General features: G+C 65.9%; 14 protein-coding genes and 1 tRNA gene. 8 read left to right on the top strand and 7 right to left on the bottom strand.

Annotated features, from left to right (window positions below; all coding sequences use genetic code 11):
* Positions 1-31 precede the first annotated feature (31 nt).
* Positions 32-1429, top strand: coding sequence for an MFS transporter (locus SLQ30_RS00275; protein ID WP_319444858.1), 1398 nt, complete (start codon positions 32-34; stop codon positions 1427-1429).
* A gap of 6 nt (positions 1430-1435) precedes the next feature.
* Here the strand turns inward: SLQ30_RS00275 and SLQ30_RS00270 are convergent, their stop codons facing one another.
* The gene (locus tag SLQ30_RS00270; RefSeq protein WP_319444857.1) at positions 1436-2170 is read right to left on the bottom strand and encodes an MgtC/SapB family protein; all 735 of its coding nucleotides are present in this window, start codon (positions 2168-2170) and stop codon (positions 1436-1438) included.
* A gap of 104 nt (positions 2171-2274) precedes the next feature.
* Here SLQ30_RS00270 and SLQ30_RS00265 point away from each other — a divergent pair.
* Together SLQ30_RS00265 and SLQ30_RS00260 are read left to right on the top strand one after the other, a co-directional pair.
* Positions 2275-2345: transfer RNA gene (locus SLQ30_RS00265), tRNA-Cys, on the top strand.
* Between the two features lie 102 nt (positions 2346-2447).
* Positions 2448-3311, top strand: a complete 864-nt coding sequence (locus SLQ30_RS00260) for an acyl-CoA thioesterase (RefSeq protein WP_319444856.1) — start codon at positions 2448-2450, stop codon at positions 3309-3311.
* 3 nt (positions 3312-3314) lie between these two features.
* Here SLQ30_RS00260 and SLQ30_RS00255 read toward each other — a convergent pair whose 3' ends face one another.
* Genes SLQ30_RS00255 through SLQ30_RS00245 form a run of 3 tightly spaced genes read right to left on the bottom strand, consistent with a single transcriptional unit; the run spans position 3315 to position 5968 of the window.
* Complete coding sequence (locus SLQ30_RS00255; RefSeq protein ID WP_319444855.1) at positions 3315-4859, bottom strand: glycosyltransferase family 39 protein; 1545 nt, start codon at positions 4857-4859, stop codon at positions 3315-3317.
* A gap of 7 nt (positions 4860-4866) precedes the next feature.
* Positions 4867-5448 (bottom strand): UbiX family flavin prenyltransferase, encoded by a 582-nt coding sequence (locus SLQ30_RS00250; protein WP_319444854.1) that lies wholly within the window; start codon positions 5446-5448, stop codon positions 4867-4869.
* A 4-nt stretch (positions 5449-5452) separates the two neighbouring features.
* Complete coding sequence (locus SLQ30_RS00245) at positions 5453-5968, bottom strand: TIGR02444 family protein (RefSeq protein WP_319444853.1); 516 nt, start codon at positions 5966-5968, stop codon at positions 5453-5455.
* A gap of 85 nt (positions 5969-6053) precedes the next feature.
* Here SLQ30_RS00245 and SLQ30_RS00240 point away from each other — a divergent pair, with 85 nt between their 5' ends.
* From SLQ30_RS00240 to SLQ30_RS00225, 4 genes are all read left to right on the top strand, one after another.
* The gene (locus SLQ30_RS00240) at positions 6054-7496 is read left to right on the top strand and encodes a UbiD family decarboxylase (protein WP_319444852.1); all 1443 of its coding nucleotides are present in this window, start codon (positions 6054-6056) and stop codon (positions 7494-7496) included.
* An 8-nt stretch (positions 7497-7504) separates the two neighbouring features.
* Complete coding sequence (locus tag SLQ30_RS00235) at positions 7505-7924, top strand: SRPBCC domain-containing protein (protein WP_319444851.1); 420 nt, start codon at positions 7505-7507, stop codon at positions 7922-7924.
* A gap of 10 nt (positions 7925-7934) precedes the next feature.
* On the top strand, positions 7935-9569 hold the full coding sequence (locus SLQ30_RS00230; protein ID WP_319444850.1) for a UbiD family decarboxylase: 1635 nt from the start codon (positions 7935-7937) through the stop codon (positions 9567-9569).
* A 267-nt stretch (positions 9570-9836) separates the two neighbouring features.
* Positions 9837-10280, top strand: a complete 444-nt coding sequence (locus tag SLQ30_RS00225) for a universal stress protein (RefSeq protein WP_319444849.1) — start codon at positions 9837-9839, stop codon at positions 10278-10280.
* A 53-nt stretch (positions 10281-10333) separates the two neighbouring features.
* On the opposite strand, the gene SLQ30_RS00220 is transcribed toward SLQ30_RS00225, so the two are convergent.
* Positions 10334-11011, bottom strand: a complete 678-nt coding sequence (locus SLQ30_RS00220; protein ID WP_319444848.1) for an MBL fold metallo-hydrolase — start codon at positions 11009-11011, stop codon at positions 10334-10336.
* 97 nt (positions 11012-11108) lie between these two features.
* Between SLQ30_RS00220 and uvrA the strand changes: the two genes are divergently transcribed.
* Positions 11109-14000 (top strand): excinuclease ABC subunit UvrA, encoded by a 2892-nt coding sequence (gene uvrA, locus SLQ30_RS00215; protein ID WP_319444847.1) that lies wholly within the window; start codon positions 11109-11111, stop codon positions 13998-14000.
* Here the strand turns inward: uvrA and SLQ30_RS00210 are convergent.
* Complete coding sequence (locus SLQ30_RS00210; protein WP_319444846.1) at positions 13997-15169, bottom strand: winged helix DNA-binding domain-containing protein; 1173 nt, start codon at positions 15167-15169, stop codon at positions 13997-13999. The two genes, uvrA and SLQ30_RS00210, sit on opposite strands and share 4 nt — an antisense overlap.
* Before the next feature lie 3 nt (positions 15170-15172).
* Positions 15173-15457, bottom strand: a complete 285-nt coding sequence (locus SLQ30_RS00205) for a hypothetical protein (protein WP_413467912.1) — start codon at positions 15455-15457, stop codon at positions 15173-15175.
* Positions 15458-15533 lie beyond the last annotated feature (76 nt).

The raw sequence follows: 15533 nt of genomic DNA, 5'->3' as shown, positions 1-15533 counted from the left end.
CAACTGTGGTTGAGCTCTTACGGTGGTCCACGTGAGTCAGACGGAGACGACGCCCACGGGCGGTTGGCGTGACCTATTGGGCCCGAAGCACCTCGGGGCGTCGACCGTGCTCGCCGGTGGCGTGGCGCTGTACGCCACCAACGAGTTCCTCACCATCAGCCTGTTGCCGAGCACGGTTGCCGAAATCGGCGGCCAACGTCTGTACGCGTGGGTGACCACCGTCTACCTCGTAGCGTCCGTGGCAGCCGCAACCACCGTCGGCGCCGTGCTGTCCCGGTTGGGGCCGCGGCGGGCGTACCTCTTGGCCCTCATGGTGTTCGGGCTGGGCAGCGTGTTGTGTGCGACCGCGCCGACGATGGAGTTCCTCCTGCTCGGCCGGATCGTGCAAGGTGCGGCGGGCGGCCTGCTGGCCGGGCTGGGGTATGCCGTGATCAACTCGGCACTGCCGCAATCGCTGTGGACCAAGGCGTCGGCGCTCGTCTCGGCGATGTGGGGGATCGGCACTCTGGTGGGACCCGCCGCCGGAGGACTGTTCTCCCAATTCGGTTCCTGGCGTTGGGCATTCGGAATGCTCGCAGTGCTGACCGTGTTGATGACGGCGTTGGTGCCCTTTGCGCTTCCCGGGCGTCGCGCCGAGGACGAGCCGGTGTCGCAACAGCGCATTCCGGTGTGGTCGCTGTTGCTCCTCGGAGTTGCGGCGTTGTCGGTCAGTGTCGCAGGCATTTCCCGCAACGTTGCGGTGACGATCGCGTTGGTCGCGTTCGGTGCCGCATTGGTCGCAGTGTTCCTGATGGTGGATCGCCGAACGACCGCTTCGGTGTTGCCGCCCACGGCATTTCGGCCGGGCCCGTTGAAGTGGATCTACCTGACGCTCGGTCTGCTGATGGCCGCGACCATGGCAGACATGTACGTGCCGCTGTTCGGGCAGCGGTTGGCGCACCTGATGCCCGTCGCGGCTGGCTTCCTCGGAGTGGCATTGGCGGTGGGGTGGACGTTTAGCGAGATCGTGAGCGCCTCGACGACGAACCCGCGGGCGATCGTCCGGATGGTCGCGGTAGCGCCGCTGGTGATGGCGATCGGCCTGGGCCTGGCCGCGCTGAGTCAGGTCGAGGACGCCCCGCTCGGCGTCATTGCCATCTGGGTGGTGGCGCTGGCAACGATCGGCGTTGGGGTGGGCATGGCTTGGCCGCACCTTTCGGCGTGGGCGATGGGATGCGTCGATGACCCCAGCGAGGGCGGCACCGCGGCGGCGGCGATCAACACCGTTCAATTGATCTGCGGCGCATTCGGTGCCGGACTGGCGGGCATCGTCGTGAACGCGACCGATCGGGGTGACGCGACGGCCGCACGGTGGCTATTCGCGGTATTCGCCGCACTGGCGGTAGTGGGTTGCTTCGCGTCCTATCGTGCCAGCCGTGGCCGCGCTTGACGCCGCTCAGTCGGGATCGTCGTCGAGCTGCCGGATCGTCGTCACGCCGTCGATGGCCGCCAGGGTGGCGGGAGCACTCGAGACGCCTGGGCCGGAGATCGTGAGTTCGACGCCGGACTGGCCCGGCGCAGCGCCGAGTGGCTCGCCCGCCGCGTCGACGGCAAGTTCGGTGAGCTGCCACTGCCGCCGCTCGCAGGCCTGCAGCAGACTGATCAAGGTCCCGCCACCCTCCCGGTAGGTGACGTGCAACCTGACCGATCCATTGAGCCGGTCTGCCAGCCTCCGGGCCACGGGCAGAAAGCCAAGCACGATCAGGAAGTGCATGGCGGTGACGGTGCATGCCAGCAGAAACAACCCGGCACCCGCAGCCATGCCGATCGCGGCTGATTCCCACACGGCCGCCGCCGTGGTGAGCCCGTGTACCGAGCCGCGCCGAAAGATGATGATGCCTGCACCGAGAAAGCCGATGCCCGAGACGATTTGGGCCGCGACCCGCGACGGGTCCACCTCCACCAGACCGTCTACGAGCACGTCCTGAAACCCGTACTTGCTGACGAGCAGGATCAGCGCGGCTGCGGTACCGACGATGGTCTGGGTGCGCAGCCCCGCACTCTTGCCTTGAATTTCGCGTTCCACGCCGATCAGTGCGGTCAGCGCGAATGCGACGAACAATTCGATGAGCTGACGCGTCCCTTGACCCGGACCACCGAAAAATGGCGGGTCCGCCAGCCACTGATTCATGCGGACAAGTTAGCGCGGTCACGCGGGTTCGCGACGACGGTTAGTGATCACGGCGAGTCGAACCATGGCGGCCCCCTCGGCGCGGTGGCATTGTCATTGACAACGCGGGTGTGGCTGAGTGGCTAGGCACCGGCCTGCAAAGCCGTTTACACGGGTTCGAATCCCGTCACTCGCTCGCATATTGAGGAAGGCATCGTTTCTACGGCGCCTACTTCCGACGCGGCCGGCGGGTCGCCTCGGAGGCTGGTGAGTTTCGGCGCTACGGCATGATGCCTGGGTGAGTCAGAGTTCCCCATCGCTGTCCGAGATCATCGCAGCCCTTCACGTCGACCGGATCGACGACGAAACCTTCGTCGCAGCCCAGCTGGACAATTCCGCTCACCACATCGTCGGCGGCCACATCGCAGGACAAGCGCTCATGGCGGCCAGCATGACGGCGCCGGGGCGTACGCCGCACAGTGCGCACGTCTACTACCTGCGGGCAGGAGATGCGCGGCTGCCGGTGGATTTCCACGTGGAACGCGCCCGTGACGGCGGCACGTTGGCGACCAGGAAGGTCACCGCCCGCCAGCGGGGTGAGGTGCTGCTGGAAGCCCTGGCCTCCTTCAGTACGGACGTCGACGACTCCGACCATCAGGTCGCGATGCCCGACGTGCCGGATCCCGAGACGCTGCCACCGGTACAGGAGCAACTGCGCGACTACGCCGACGAGTACCGCGGCCACTGGGTCCGCGCGCATCCGTTCGACTTGCGTTACGTGGACCTGCCTCCACGGCTTGCGATGGAGCAGCCGGAGCCATCGCCTCGGATCCGATTATGGTGGCGGCCAACCGAATCCGTGCCCGCCGACCCGGTGCTGCACAGCTGTCTACTGACCTACGTGTCGGGCACGACGATGCTGGAGACGGCGCTGGCCATGCGGCGGACGACACCCGTGTCGACCTTCAACGCGCTGATCGACCATGCGCTGTGGTTCCACCGGCCCATCGACCTCTCCGACTGGGTGTTGTCGGACCAGGTGTCGCCCAGCGGTGTACATGGTCGCGGCTTGGCCAGCGCGACGATGTACAACCGGTCGGGGCAACTCGTGTGCATCGCGACTCAAGAGCTCTACTTCGGGAGCGGGAAGCGGACGAATTGAGTATTACCGCGTCGACTTGGTCATCTGCGCAAAGTTGAACTGCCAGCGTTCGACGATGTGGAAACCCATCCGTTCGGGGACCTGATAGGCCGGCGCCCTGCGCATCCGCCGACCTGGATCCAGCCCGAGGCCTGCGTCGTGGCCGGCCAGCGTGGGGTCTCGATCCGAAACGGTCCATAACACCGTGCAGCGTTGGACCTGATCTTTCACCGCCCAGATCGCAATGTGTCTGTCCCAGAGCCAGTTTCGGTCTGCGGCGCGAGCCCCGCGGCCAGGGTCGACCAACTTTGCGTAGGCCGCAGGTCGGGCGGCCTTCAGCGCGCGGACGGGGCCGGGCAGCCATGTCACCGTGTTGTCGAGGATCAGACAGTCGCCGGGAGCGGCGCGGGCCGTGACGAGATCGGCGAGCTGACTGAAGTCCATGCCCTCCTTGGCATATGGCCCACGCTGTTTGAATACGTAGTTCGGCGTAGCGGCCAGCGCCAGCACAACCAGCAGCACGGTGACCCGCTCGCGGGTGCGCGCGAGCGCCGCCATGCAGACCGCGAGCAGCAGGGCGACCGCGGGGGACGTGTAGCAGAGGTAGCGCGGGTAGTAGATGGGCTCCGCGACCGCTGAGTAACACACCAGGCTGAGCGTCGGAAGCACCATCCACGCCGTGCAGACCGCAACCAGCTGGCGAGTTCCCATGTCCAGCAACGTGAACCGGCGGAGGAGCAGGCACATCAGGAGCAGTAGCGCAGCGACGACCGCGAAGGCCGCACTGCGGTCGAAGTACTGCTGGTACCCGATATCGAGCAGCGTGCCGGGGTGCAGGGGTGATATCCACCGCACCTGCGCGCGCTGCGTACGGCAGAACGACGCAAACGGCGCCAACACCACCATTGCGCCAACAGTCCATCCGGCCCAGCGCCAGACCGTCACACGCTTCGCCGCACCGACCGTCACCGCGATCAGGTGGGGCAAGACGATCAGGATGGCGAAGAGGTTCAGCACCGTCGCACCGATCAGGCCCACGGCGTAGGCGAACCACCACGGCGACCGGTCCCGCCGGGCTGCCGCCACCACGAGCACCGTGAGCCAGACCGCGCACGCCGTCGAAAGGGCATACGACCTGGCTTCGATTCCGGCCCAAGTGATCCGAGGCAGGATCGCGAAGGTGATACCCGCTGCCACCGCCACGGTGCGACTCGAGAACGACTTTCCGAGCACCACGACACCGGCGGCGGCCAGTCCGACCGCGAGGCAACTTGGCAGCCGAAGCCAGAACTCGGTGGCCGGGAACACGGTCAGCCACCCGTGCATGAGCAGGTAGTACAACCCGTGCACGGCGTCGATGTTGCCGAGCAGGCGCCAGAGTTGGGGCAGTGAACGGGAGGCCGCCGAGATCGTCGCAGCCTCGTCGAACCACAACGACGGCCGTGCGGAACCAGCAGCACTGACCGCGATGGCGAACGCCGCGACGGCAGCCGGATCCAGTTTGCCCGCGGTAGCCGACGATGCGGGGCCGACGCGTTCGCCGCGGACCGGCCCGGGGGACAGTGCCACGGTTCAACTACTCGTCGGGCGCAACTGAGCTTCCATCCCAACGTTTGATACCCGGAATCGCCACGTCCAGCAACTCGAGCGCCCGAGACACCGTCTGATCGACCACGTCCTCCAGCGATCGCGGCAGCGCGTAGAACGCCGGGACGGGCGGCATGATGATGGCGCCGTTGGCCGTCGCCCTAGCCATCAGCTCGATGTGGCCGGCATGCAGGGGCGTCTCCCGAAGCATCAGCACGACGCGCCGCCGTTCCTTCAGGCACACGTCAGCCGCCCGCACGACCAGTTCTTCGTTGTAGGAGTTGGCGATTCCGCTGAGTGTCTTCACCGAGCACGGCGCCACCAGCATTCCCGTCGTGAGGAAGGAGCCGGACGACAGCGCGGCGCCGATGTCGCGGGGGTGGTGATGTTGGTCGGCGAGGTCGCGTACGTCGTCGGGGGCGTAGTCGGTCTCGTGCGCAATGGTGCGATGCGCCGACGGTGTGATGATGACGTGGGTCTCGACGTCCTCGACGGACCGCAGCAGTTCCAAGGCACGAACGCCGTAGATTGCCCCCGACGCCCCGGTGATGGCGACGATGAGACGTCTCATGAGCTCACTCCTTGCCGAATCGTGCTGCAGCCGACGCGATTACCGCGAGGGCGGTGCGCTCATCGTGGTTGGGTTCGCGGCCTGCGGATTCGTGTGCGACGACCACCATCGCGGCCATCGCGCGTTGTTCGGCGTCCCCAGGGGCCGCGGTCGTGGTGAGTGTGGTCGCCAATGTGCACAACTCATCGACCTCGATCAGCTCGGCGTCGAGTTCGATTGCCTTGACCCGGTCGCGCAGTTCCGCCGCCGCAGGGTTCGGGGCAGCGTTCTTCAGGCGCACGCGCACGGCGCGCAGTGGGCCGACGACGTCGTTTTGCCACGGTCGCGTCGTGGACTCGATCGACTCGAAGTCCTCGGTGGTGAACGACAGACCGCGGGCCGAACCGACGAAGGCTGCCAGCAAGAGCACGTTGACGTCGACTCCGCTGCGCTCCTGAAGAAACACCGAGGCAGGCCCGACCCCTTCGATGCCATACAGGTCCAGCGCGAACTTTCGGAACGCGTCCTTGCGCTCAGTCATCGAACTCCGCGTGCCGCTGTTCCATTGCCTGCAAGGATGTGGCACGGTACATCTTGAATTTGCTGGCCACCTTCACGCTGGAAGTATGGGGCATCCCACTGTGCCGTTCCAAGATTTTCGTGAGTTCCTCGACGCGTTGCGCTCGGCCGGTGAGCTCATCGACGTCGACCGTCCCGTCGCCTTGGAACTCGAGGTCGCCAAGGCCATGCGCAAGAGCGCCTCGGTCGCAGGCCCCGCTGTCGTGTTCAAGCAGAACGGCACCCAGTTCCCGCTCGTGGGCGGCATCTACAACTCGAACGCCAAGGCGCTGATCGCCTATGGCTGCACCGGGGAGAGCGCCTTCGACGACATCGTGACACGTTTGAAGACCCGCATTCCGCCGACGTACGTCGACGACGGTCCGGTGCACGAAAACGTGATCCTGGGCGACGACATCGACCTGTCGATCCTGCCGGTCCCGCGCTACAGCCCCGACGACGGCGGCCCGTACATCACTTCGGGGTTCGTGGTCAGCCACGACCCTGAGACCGGCGTCCCGGACATTGGCCACTACCGCTGCGAGATCATCGACGACAAGACCATGACGCTGATGGCGATCCCCAATCACCGGTTCGCGAAGAATCAGGCCAAGGCACAACGCATGGGACACAAGACGTTTCGCGCAGCGCTCGTTATCGGCGTCGACCCGATGATCGCCTACTCGTGCCCGATCCAGGTTCCAGAGGACACCAATGACTGGGAGGTCGTCGGCGGCATGCGCGGCCAGGCCGTCGAACTCGTCAAGTGCCGTACGAACGACGTTTCGGTGCCTGCGCACGCCGAGGTGGTCATCGAGTTCGAGGTCGACTACACCCAGACCGTCGTAGAGGGGCCGCTCGGCGAGTACACCGGCTACTACACGCCCGCGTCACCGAAACCCGTTGTCCGGCCGACCGCCATCACCCATCGCAACGGCGCGTACTTCCAGGCGCTGCTGACTGGCAGGCCCACCACCGAAAACCACATCCTCAAGCAATTGTCGTTCGAGGCGTCGTTCTACGACATGTTCCGCCAACAGTTTCCGACCGTGACGGCGGTGGCGATCCCGCCATCGGGCGGCGTCTACTTTCGTTTGGTCATCGCCATGGCGCCGCGCTATTCCGGCGAGGCCCGCAGCGCGATCCTCTCGGCCATGGGTAGCAACCTGCGACCGAAGATGGTCGTCGTGGTCGACCCCGACATCGACGTGCACGACTCGGAACAGGTCGAGTGGGCGATGGCCTTCCGTACCCAGCCGGCACGCGACGTCATCATCGTGGACAGCCTGCCCGGCGGACCGCTCGACCCGACGGCCGACGAGTCGTTGCCAGCGGATCAGCGCACCGGATCGGCGATCGGCATCGACGCCACCTACCCCTACGGCACGGTGATCAAGAAGGTCGGCGATGTGTGCGGGCCGGCGTTGGAGGAACACGGCGGACGCGTCGTCGAGGTCGCCGACGTACCCGGATGGCGAGACTACGACTTTCCCGAACTCGACGACAGGTAGGAGAGCACGTGCCCGAGATCGACCACGAGCTCAGGATCGACGCCCCGCCCGAGCGGGTGTACGAGGCCTTGACGACGCAGGCGGGTGTCAAGGGCTGGCACAACCCCACGGTCACCGGAAGCGGTGAAGTCGGTACCGAGTGGGTGTTCTCCTTCGCCGACCACCCCGAGTTCGGTTGGGAGGTAACGGCATCGGACGCCCCGAGCCGCGTGGTCTGGCGATGCACCCGTGGGCCCGGCGATTCGGTGGGCACCACGGCGACCTTCACCATCGCCGCCGCCGACAACCGAACCCTGTTGGAACTCCAGCATTCCGGTTGGCCTGGCACGCACGGGAACTTCCGCAAGTGCAACACCACCTGGGGCGTGCTGCTGCATCATCTGCGCGACTACGTCGAGACCGGCGACGTCGCACCAGCATTCGAATAGAGGACGCACCGTGCCGCAACAAAGCCTCAGCGACTTCGTCGACGACATGGAGAAGGCGGGCCTCCTGGTCCGCGTCAAGGAGGAGAAACGGGTCGACGAACTCCCGGCGGTGATGGAGGCCAACCCGCTGACGGCGGTGCTCGTGGAGAAGGTCACCGACTGCGAGTTTCAGTTCCTCGCCAACGCATACTCCAATCAGGACCAAACGGCCTGGGCGCTGGGCTGCGAGAAGAGCGAGACCGGCCGTCGGATGGTCGAACTCGGCAAGGGCCGGATCAAGCCCGAAGTCGTCGACACCGCGCCGTGCAAGGACGTCATCCTCACTGGCGACGACGTCGACCTGACCCGGCTACCGCTGTTCCTGCACCACGACCGCGACGGCCACGCCTACACCAACGACAACATGGTGGTGAGCAAGCACCCGGACACCGGCGTCTACGACTGGGGCATCTACCGCAGCATGTTCCGGACGAAGAACGAGAAGCTGTTCGACATGACGTGCACGTCGCACCGTGCGCGGTTGAACGCCCAAGCGGCACAAGCCAAAGGGCACAACCTCGAGCTGGCGATCGTGCTTGGCGGGCCGCTGGTGGACAAGGTGGCCGCGCTAACCGGCGTCCCGCCGGGCACCGATGACTTCGAGGTGCTCGGCAGCTTCTACGGCCATCCCGCGAAGCTGGTGAAGTGCGAGACCATCGACCTTCTGGTCCCTGCCAACGCCGAGATCGTCATCGAATGCGAACTGATGGCGACCGAGGGATTGACCCACGACGAGGGCCCGTACGGCGAGTTCACCGGGATGTACGGCGGCGGGATCAAGGCCAACTTCCGGGCGGTCGTCAAGGCGATGACGTTCCGCAAGGGCGGCATCTTCCAACACGCGACGATCGGCGGCCTGCACCCCTGGTACACCGACAACATGCTGCAGCTGCCGATGATCGAGTCCGATCTGTACGGCGGGCTCGCCATGGCCGGAATCGACGTCAAAGAGGTGCGCGCGCCACTGGGCGGGTTGTCGAACATCGCCTACGCGAAGATCAAGACGAGGGGAGCGGGCGACTCGAAGCAGGCGCTCGGTGTGATGCTGACCTGTTCCAAGCAGGGGCTGCCCAAGATCGCCATGGTCTTCGACGAGGACGTCGACATCTGGGATGACAACGCCGTGCAGTTCGCGATGGCGTTCCGCTACATGCCACACCTGGACACGGTGACGCTGTCGAACGGCAACACCATGACCGTCGATCCGATGATCGCCGAGGACGCCGCGCCGGGAACCGCTTCCAAGATCGGGCTGGATTGCACGATCCCGATCAGTCCCAAGTTCGAGCGCTCGCACTTCGACCGCAGCACCGTGTTCGAACTCGGCGACCCGCCGGCGGACGTCGTCGTGCTGTCGGAGGAGGAACTGACGGCGGCGATGGCGGCGTTGATCCGCGAGGCGCCCCGCACCTGGAAGGAGATCCTTCAGCACTTCATCGGGCAGCCGTATCGCACCGTCTATGGGGCGTTCAGCAATCTCCGGCACCAACTCGGACGTTGTGACGACGAACCGTGGTACCGCTACACGTTCTCCGACACCGACTTTGCGGTCACCGTGCAGGAATCCGCGACGTCCAATTTCGACCCGAGGCATCGGACAGACTGACCGAGATTTCGAAAACGTTTGGTGGCAAGTAATTTTGGTGCTGCTTCACCCGCTAACATGACCTACGTCACGCGAGTTGGTGCGCTGCGATCCACCACTCGGCACGAAATCGTCGTTTCATTGGTCACGAACGGCCCGATGAGCAGGCCCGTTGTGGTTAGGATCAGGGCCGACCGAAAGCGTGCCATCCGAGCGAATCGCACCCCCGGTGGTGCGGGACGGGTTACTGTCTGCGATGGCCTTGAAATCAACACTTGGAGGGCATGAATGAGCGGCTATCAGACCGTTGTCGTCGGCACGGATGGTTCGGATTCGTCGCTGCGTGCGGTGGAGCGGGCCGCCCAGATTGCCGCCGGCTCTGGAGCAAAGCTGGTCGTAGCGACGGCCTACTTCCCCCAGAGCGAGGATGCACGGGCCGCGGACGTCCTCAAGGACGAGGGCTACAAGATGTCGGGCAATGCCCCGATCTACGCCATTCTGCGTGAGGCGAAGGACCGTGCCCACGCAGCAGGTGCGGAGAACATCGAGGAGAAGGCCATCGTCGGCGCTCCCGTCGATGCGCTCGTCGATCTCGCCGAGGAGGTCAACGCCGACCTTCTCGTCGTCGGCAACGTGGGCCTGAGCACCATCGCCGGCCGCCTGTTGGGGTCGGTGCCCGCGAACGTCGCGCGTCGGTCCAAGTCCGACGTCTTGATCGTCCACACCAGCTGAACCGGGCCTGACGGGGCTACCAAGCCCATCTGCACGCCGAGCTCGCGACGACGTCACCAGCCACGCTTGCGCCACTCCTCGAGGTGTGGCCGCTCGGTCCCGAGCGTGGTGTCGTCGCCATGACCGGGATAGACCACCGTCGAGTCGTCATAGACGTCGAACACCTTGGTCGTCACCCCGTTCAGTAGCCGTCCGAAGTCGCCGTCCTTCCAGGTCTTGCCGACGCCGCCAGGGAACAGGCAGTCGCCGGTGAACAGCTGGACCGCGTCGCCGGCGGCGGGGCCGCTGAGCGCCAGCGCTACCGAACCCTCGGTGTGACCCTGCAGGTGGATGACGTCGAGCACCAGGTCACCGACCGTGATGGTGTCTCCGTCGGCGAGGATCCGGTCCGGCGTGACAGGCAGTGGCTCGGCGTCCAGCGCGTGAGCCGCGGTGGGGACGCCCGTGGTCTTGGCCACCTCTTCGAGTGCCATCCAATGGTCGCCGTGCTGGTGGCTGGTGACGATCAGAGTGAGGTTGGGCGCGTGCTGTTCGATGACGTCGAGCAGAATGGGGGCATCATTCGCCGCATCGATGAGTAGCGAGTCGCCCGTCCGGGAACAGGTGATGAGGTAAGCGTTGTTATCCATCGGGCCCACCGAAGTCTTCACGATGGACGCACCGGGCAGGACGCGGCGTGCGGCAGTGCCTGGCTCGACATGGCCTGTGTAGTTGTCATCGACGACGGTCATGCTCGCCACGGTAGCGGGCTTGTCGGAGGTGCGACATAGCATGGGTTCGGAGAGCGTTCTATGAGGATCGAACCGGCGGGAACAGGAGAAGTAACAGTTGGCTGACCGCCTGATCGTCAAGGGTGCCCGCGAGCACAACCTTCGAAGCGTCGATCTAGATTTGCCGCGCGACTCGCTGATCGTATTCACGGGTCTGTCGGGTTCCGGCAAGTCATCGCTGGCGTTTGACACGATCTTCGCCGAGGGCCAGCGCCGCTACGTCGAGTCGTTGTCGGCGTATGCCCGCCAGTTCCTCGGACAGATGGACAAGCCCGACGTCGACTTCATCGAGGGCCTTTCGCCTGCGGTGTCGATCGACCAGAAGTCCACCAATCGCAACCCGCGTTCTACTGTCGGCACCATCACCGAGGTATACGACTACCTGCGCCTGCTCTACGCCCGCGCCGGTACCGCACACTGCCCGGTATGCGGCGAGAAGATCGCCAGGCAAACACCCCAGCAGATCGTCGACCAGGTGCTCGCCATGGAGGAGGGCCTGCGGTTCCAGGTGCTGGCGCCCGTCGTCCGCACCCGCAAGGGCGAGTTCGTCGACCTCTTCGAGAAGCTCAACATGCAGGGCTACAGCCGCGTCCGCATCGACGGCGTCGTGTATCCGCTCACCGATCCGCCCAAGCTCAAGAAGCAGGAGAAGCACGACATCGAGGTGGTCGTCGACCGGCTCTCGGTGAAGGCCACCTCCAAGCAGCGGCTCACCGACTCGGTCGAGACGGCGCTCGGCCTCGCCGACGGCATCCTGGTCTTGGAGTTCGTCGACGAAGCCGAGGACTCGCCCCATCGCGAGCAGCGCTTCTCGGAGAAGCTGGCCTGCCCCAACGGGCATCCGCTTGCGGTGGATGACCTTGAGCCACGGTCGTTCTCGTTCAACTCGCCCTACGGCGCATGTCCCGAGTGCGCGGGCCTCGGCATCCGCAAGGAGGTCGATCCCGACCTCGTCGTGCCCGACCCCGAACTCACCCTCGCCGAGGGCGCCATCGCACCGTGGGCCATGGGCCACACCGCGGACTACTTCACGCGCATGCTCGAAGGCCTCGGCGAGTCGTTGGGATTCGACGTCAATACCCCGTGGAACAAGCTTCCGGCGAAGGCGCGCAAGTCAATTCTCGAGGGCTGTGACGAGCAGGTGCACGTCCGCTACAAGAACCGCTACGGGCGCACCCGCTCGTACTACGCGGACTTCGAGGGCGTGATGGCGTTCCTGCATCGCCGCATGGAGCAGACCGAGTCCGAGCAGATGAAGGAACGCTACGACGGGTTCATGCGCGACGTGCCGTGCCCGGTCTGCGAGGGCACCCGGCTCAAACCGGAGATTCTCGCCGTCACGCTGGCCGCGGGGGATGACCCGAAGTCCATCGCGCAGGTCTGTGAACTGTCGATCGCCGACTGTTCGAAATTCCTGAACGCGCTGACCCTCGGCACGCGCGAGCACGCCATCGCCGGCCAGGTACTCAAGGAAGTCCAGTCGCGGCTGGGGTTCCTGCTCGACGTCGGCCTCGACTACCTGACGCTGTCTCGGGCGGCGGGCACGCTGTCCGGCGGTGAGGCGCAACGCATTCGGCTCGCCACGCAGATCGGCTCAGGACTCGCAGGGGTGCTGTACGTGCTCGACGAGCCGTCGATCGGGCTGCACCAACGGGACAATCGGCGGCTCATCGACACCCTGGTCCGACTGCGGGACCTCGGCAACACGCTCATCGTCGTCGAGCACGATCTGGACACCATCGCCCATGCCGACTGGGTGGTCGACATCGGTCCCGCGGCGGGGGAGCACGGTGGGCTCATCGTGCACAGCGGCACCTATGCGGATCTGCTAACCAACCCCGAATCCATCACGGGCGCTTACCTTTCCGGTAAGGAAAGCATCGAGGTGCCCGCCATCCGTCGGCCCATCGACCGCAAGCGTCAACTGACGGTCATCGGCGCGCGGGAGAACAACCTGCGCACCATAGACGTCGCATTCCCGCTCGGGGTGTTGACCTCGGTGACGGGAGTCTCCGGCTCGGGCAAGTCCACGCTCGTCAACGACATCCTGGCGTCGGTGCTGGCCAACAAGCTCAACGGCGCCCGCCAGGTCCCTGGCCGCCACACCCGGATCAACGGACTCGACCAGGTCGACAAGCTGGTGCGCGTCGACCAGTCCCCGATCGGGCGCACCCCACGATCGAATCCGGCGACCTACACCGGGGTATTCGACAAGATTCGGACGCTCTTCGCCGCCACCACCGAGGCCAAGGTGCGTGGCTACCAACCCGGGCGGTTCTCGTTCAACGTCAAGGGCGGCCGTTGCGAAGCGTGCTCAGGCGACGGGACCATAAAGATCGAGATGAACTTCCTGCCCGACGTCTACGTGCCATGCGAGGTGTGCCACGGCGCGAGGTACAACAGGGAAACCCTCGAAGTGCACTACAAGCACAAGACCATCTCCGAGGTGCTCGACATGTCCATCGAGGAGGCCACCGAGTTCTTCGAGCCCATTTCGTCGATCCATCGCTACCTCAAGACGCTCGTCGACGTCGGGCTGGGCTATGTGCGACTCGGCCAGCCGGCACCCACGTTGTCCGGCGGTGAGGCACAGCGCGTCAAACTCGCAGCCGAACTGCAGAAGCGGTCGACGGGGCGCACCGTCTACGTGCTCGACGAGCCGACCACCGGCCTGCACTTCGAGGACATCCGCAAGTTGCTGCTGGTGATCAATGGCCTGGTGGACAAGGGCAACACCGTCATCGTTATCGAACACAACCTCGACGTGATCAAGACTTCCGACTGGATCGTCGACATGGGGCCCGAGGGCGGAGGGGGCGGCGGCACGGTTGTCGCCACCGGCACCCCCGAGGACGTCGCCGCCGTGTCGGAGAGCTACACCGGTCAGTTCCTCGCCGAGATGCTGCCGTCGCCCGCGCCTGTGAAGAAGCGGCGCAAGGTCAGCGCCTAACCGCCGGCGCTCTTCGAAAGCGGCGAAGGGAACCGCGCGTTGACCCGTACCCCGTTCAACCACTCGGTTAGCTCATTGGCCTTGCGCGACAAGGCCTTCGATGATTTGGCGTCGAGCTGCTCGAGTAATTGCACGGCGACGCGTCCGTCGGCATCCTGACCCCAGCCACCGACGATCCGCCCGTTGCACCACGCCGTCGGGCCGCCGTTGCCGTTGCGGTCGAACACCTGACCCTTGTGCGCGCCGAGATACCAGTCGCGGTCCTGCCAGCCCATCGTCGTCACGTCCAGCCCGGGCAGCAGGGCGCACCACGGTTCGGCTTTCGGTTCGGGTTCGAGGTCGTCGGGCATTACGTACCCCGACGTGCCGTCCACGTCCACCTCGACGGCGCCGACGTCCCGCAAGGCCTCCCGTGCCCAGGTCAGGGTGTGCCCGAACCACCACTTCACGTCGTTCACCGTGGCAGGTCCGAACGCCCGCAACCAGTTTCCGACAAGCGCGGCGCGGGCGGCGTCGTGATCCACCGTGTCCAAGGCTGAGCCGAGCCACTGGGCCGACGCTACCCATCGTGGTCGGGACGTCGTCCACGTGCCCTCGTTGGGGCCGCGGACCAGATGGCCTTGGACGGCGAGCACCGTGAGCACGCGGGGGGAGACGGGAGTTGTCCCGCCCCAACGCTTTCCGGGCGCCGGGTCGTAGCTTCCGGCCAGTTCGGGTAGTGCTGAGCGCAGTTCTCGGGCGCTGGCGTGCCCGTGTTCGGCGAGCTGGGCGAGCACGGCGGTCGATGCCGCGGCGAGCCAGGTGTCACCGTCGGCGGCGATGCCCGCCGCCACCACGTCGGCGATCAGCTTCTTGCGTTCGTTGGCGGCGACGCGGTCACTGGCCGCAGACTGCACGGCAGGCAAGTCTCCTGCGCTGACCACCCAGAGCGTGCGCCGCATGGCGAGGTGCTTGACCACTGTCTTGGCTTCGTAGAGCGCGGTGTCGAGGTCCGCGACCCGGAACCCGGGAATCCTGGCCCAGAGCGACAGATATGGCGTCGCCGGGTCGGTGGCGTGCAGGCCGACCATCTCGTGGGTGACGTCGGCGACGTGGCGACCGGTGCCTTCGACAAGGAGGTGGCGACGTGCCAACCGGGCCCGCCGCTCGTCGACGGAGAAGGAGCGCACCGCTCAGGCTTGGCCGGGTTCGTCGCGCATGGACGCGCGGATCTGCTCCAACTTCTCGGCCGCCGCGCGTTGGCGGGCCTCGTACTGTTCTTCGACGGTGCGTCCCTCGGGCGTTTCCGCCGCCAGTTCGGCCGCGCCGATCGCGGTGCCGTAACGAGTCTCGATCTTCTCGCGCGCATAGTCGAACGTCGGCACGCCGTCGGGCGTGTAGCCCGTCTCGGCCGGTGCAACCGGGGTAGGCGTGACCGTGACTGTCGGATCCGGCGCGGGGGTGACCACAGCGGGCAGCGCGGCTGGCGCCGCTTCGTCGGGCTTTACCTCGTCAGAGGCGGGCGCGTCGGGCTCGGGATCGGACACCTCGCCA

The organism is Mycobacterium sp. RTGN4 (genome assembly GCF_033804635.1).
Classification (GTDB): domain Bacteria; phylum Actinomycetota; class Actinomycetes; order Mycobacteriales; family Mycobacteriaceae; genus Mycobacterium.
This window is presented reverse-complemented; position numbering and strand designations above follow the sequence as displayed.

What these genes read in the sequence shown, in the direction of transcription:
- SLQ30_RS00240 (WP_319444852.1), top strand. Translation starts at nt 6,054, where the DNA reads ATGGGGCATCCCACTGTGCCGTTCCAAGATTTTCGTGAGTTCCTCGAC.
- SLQ30_RS00250 (WP_319444854.1), bottom strand. Translation starts at nt 5,448, where the DNA reads ATGAGACGTCTCATCGTCGCCATCACCGGGGCGTCGGGGGCAATCTAC.
- SLQ30_RS00225 (WP_319444849.1), top strand. Translation starts at nt 9,837, where the DNA reads ATGAGCGGCTATCAGACCGTTGTCGTCGGCACGGATGGTTCGGATTCG.
- SLQ30_RS00270 (WP_319444857.1), bottom strand. Translation starts at nt 2,170, where the DNA reads ATGAATCAGTGGCTGGCGGACCCGCCATTTTTCGGTGGTCCGGGTCAA.
- SLQ30_RS00220 (WP_319444848.1), bottom strand. Translation starts at nt 11,011, where the DNA reads ATGACCGTCGTCGATGACAACTACACAGGCCATGTCGAGCCAGGCACT.
- SLQ30_RS00245 (WP_319444853.1), bottom strand. Translation starts at nt 5,968, where the DNA reads ATGACTGAGCGCAAGGACGCGTTCCGAAAGTTCGCGCTGGACCTGTAT.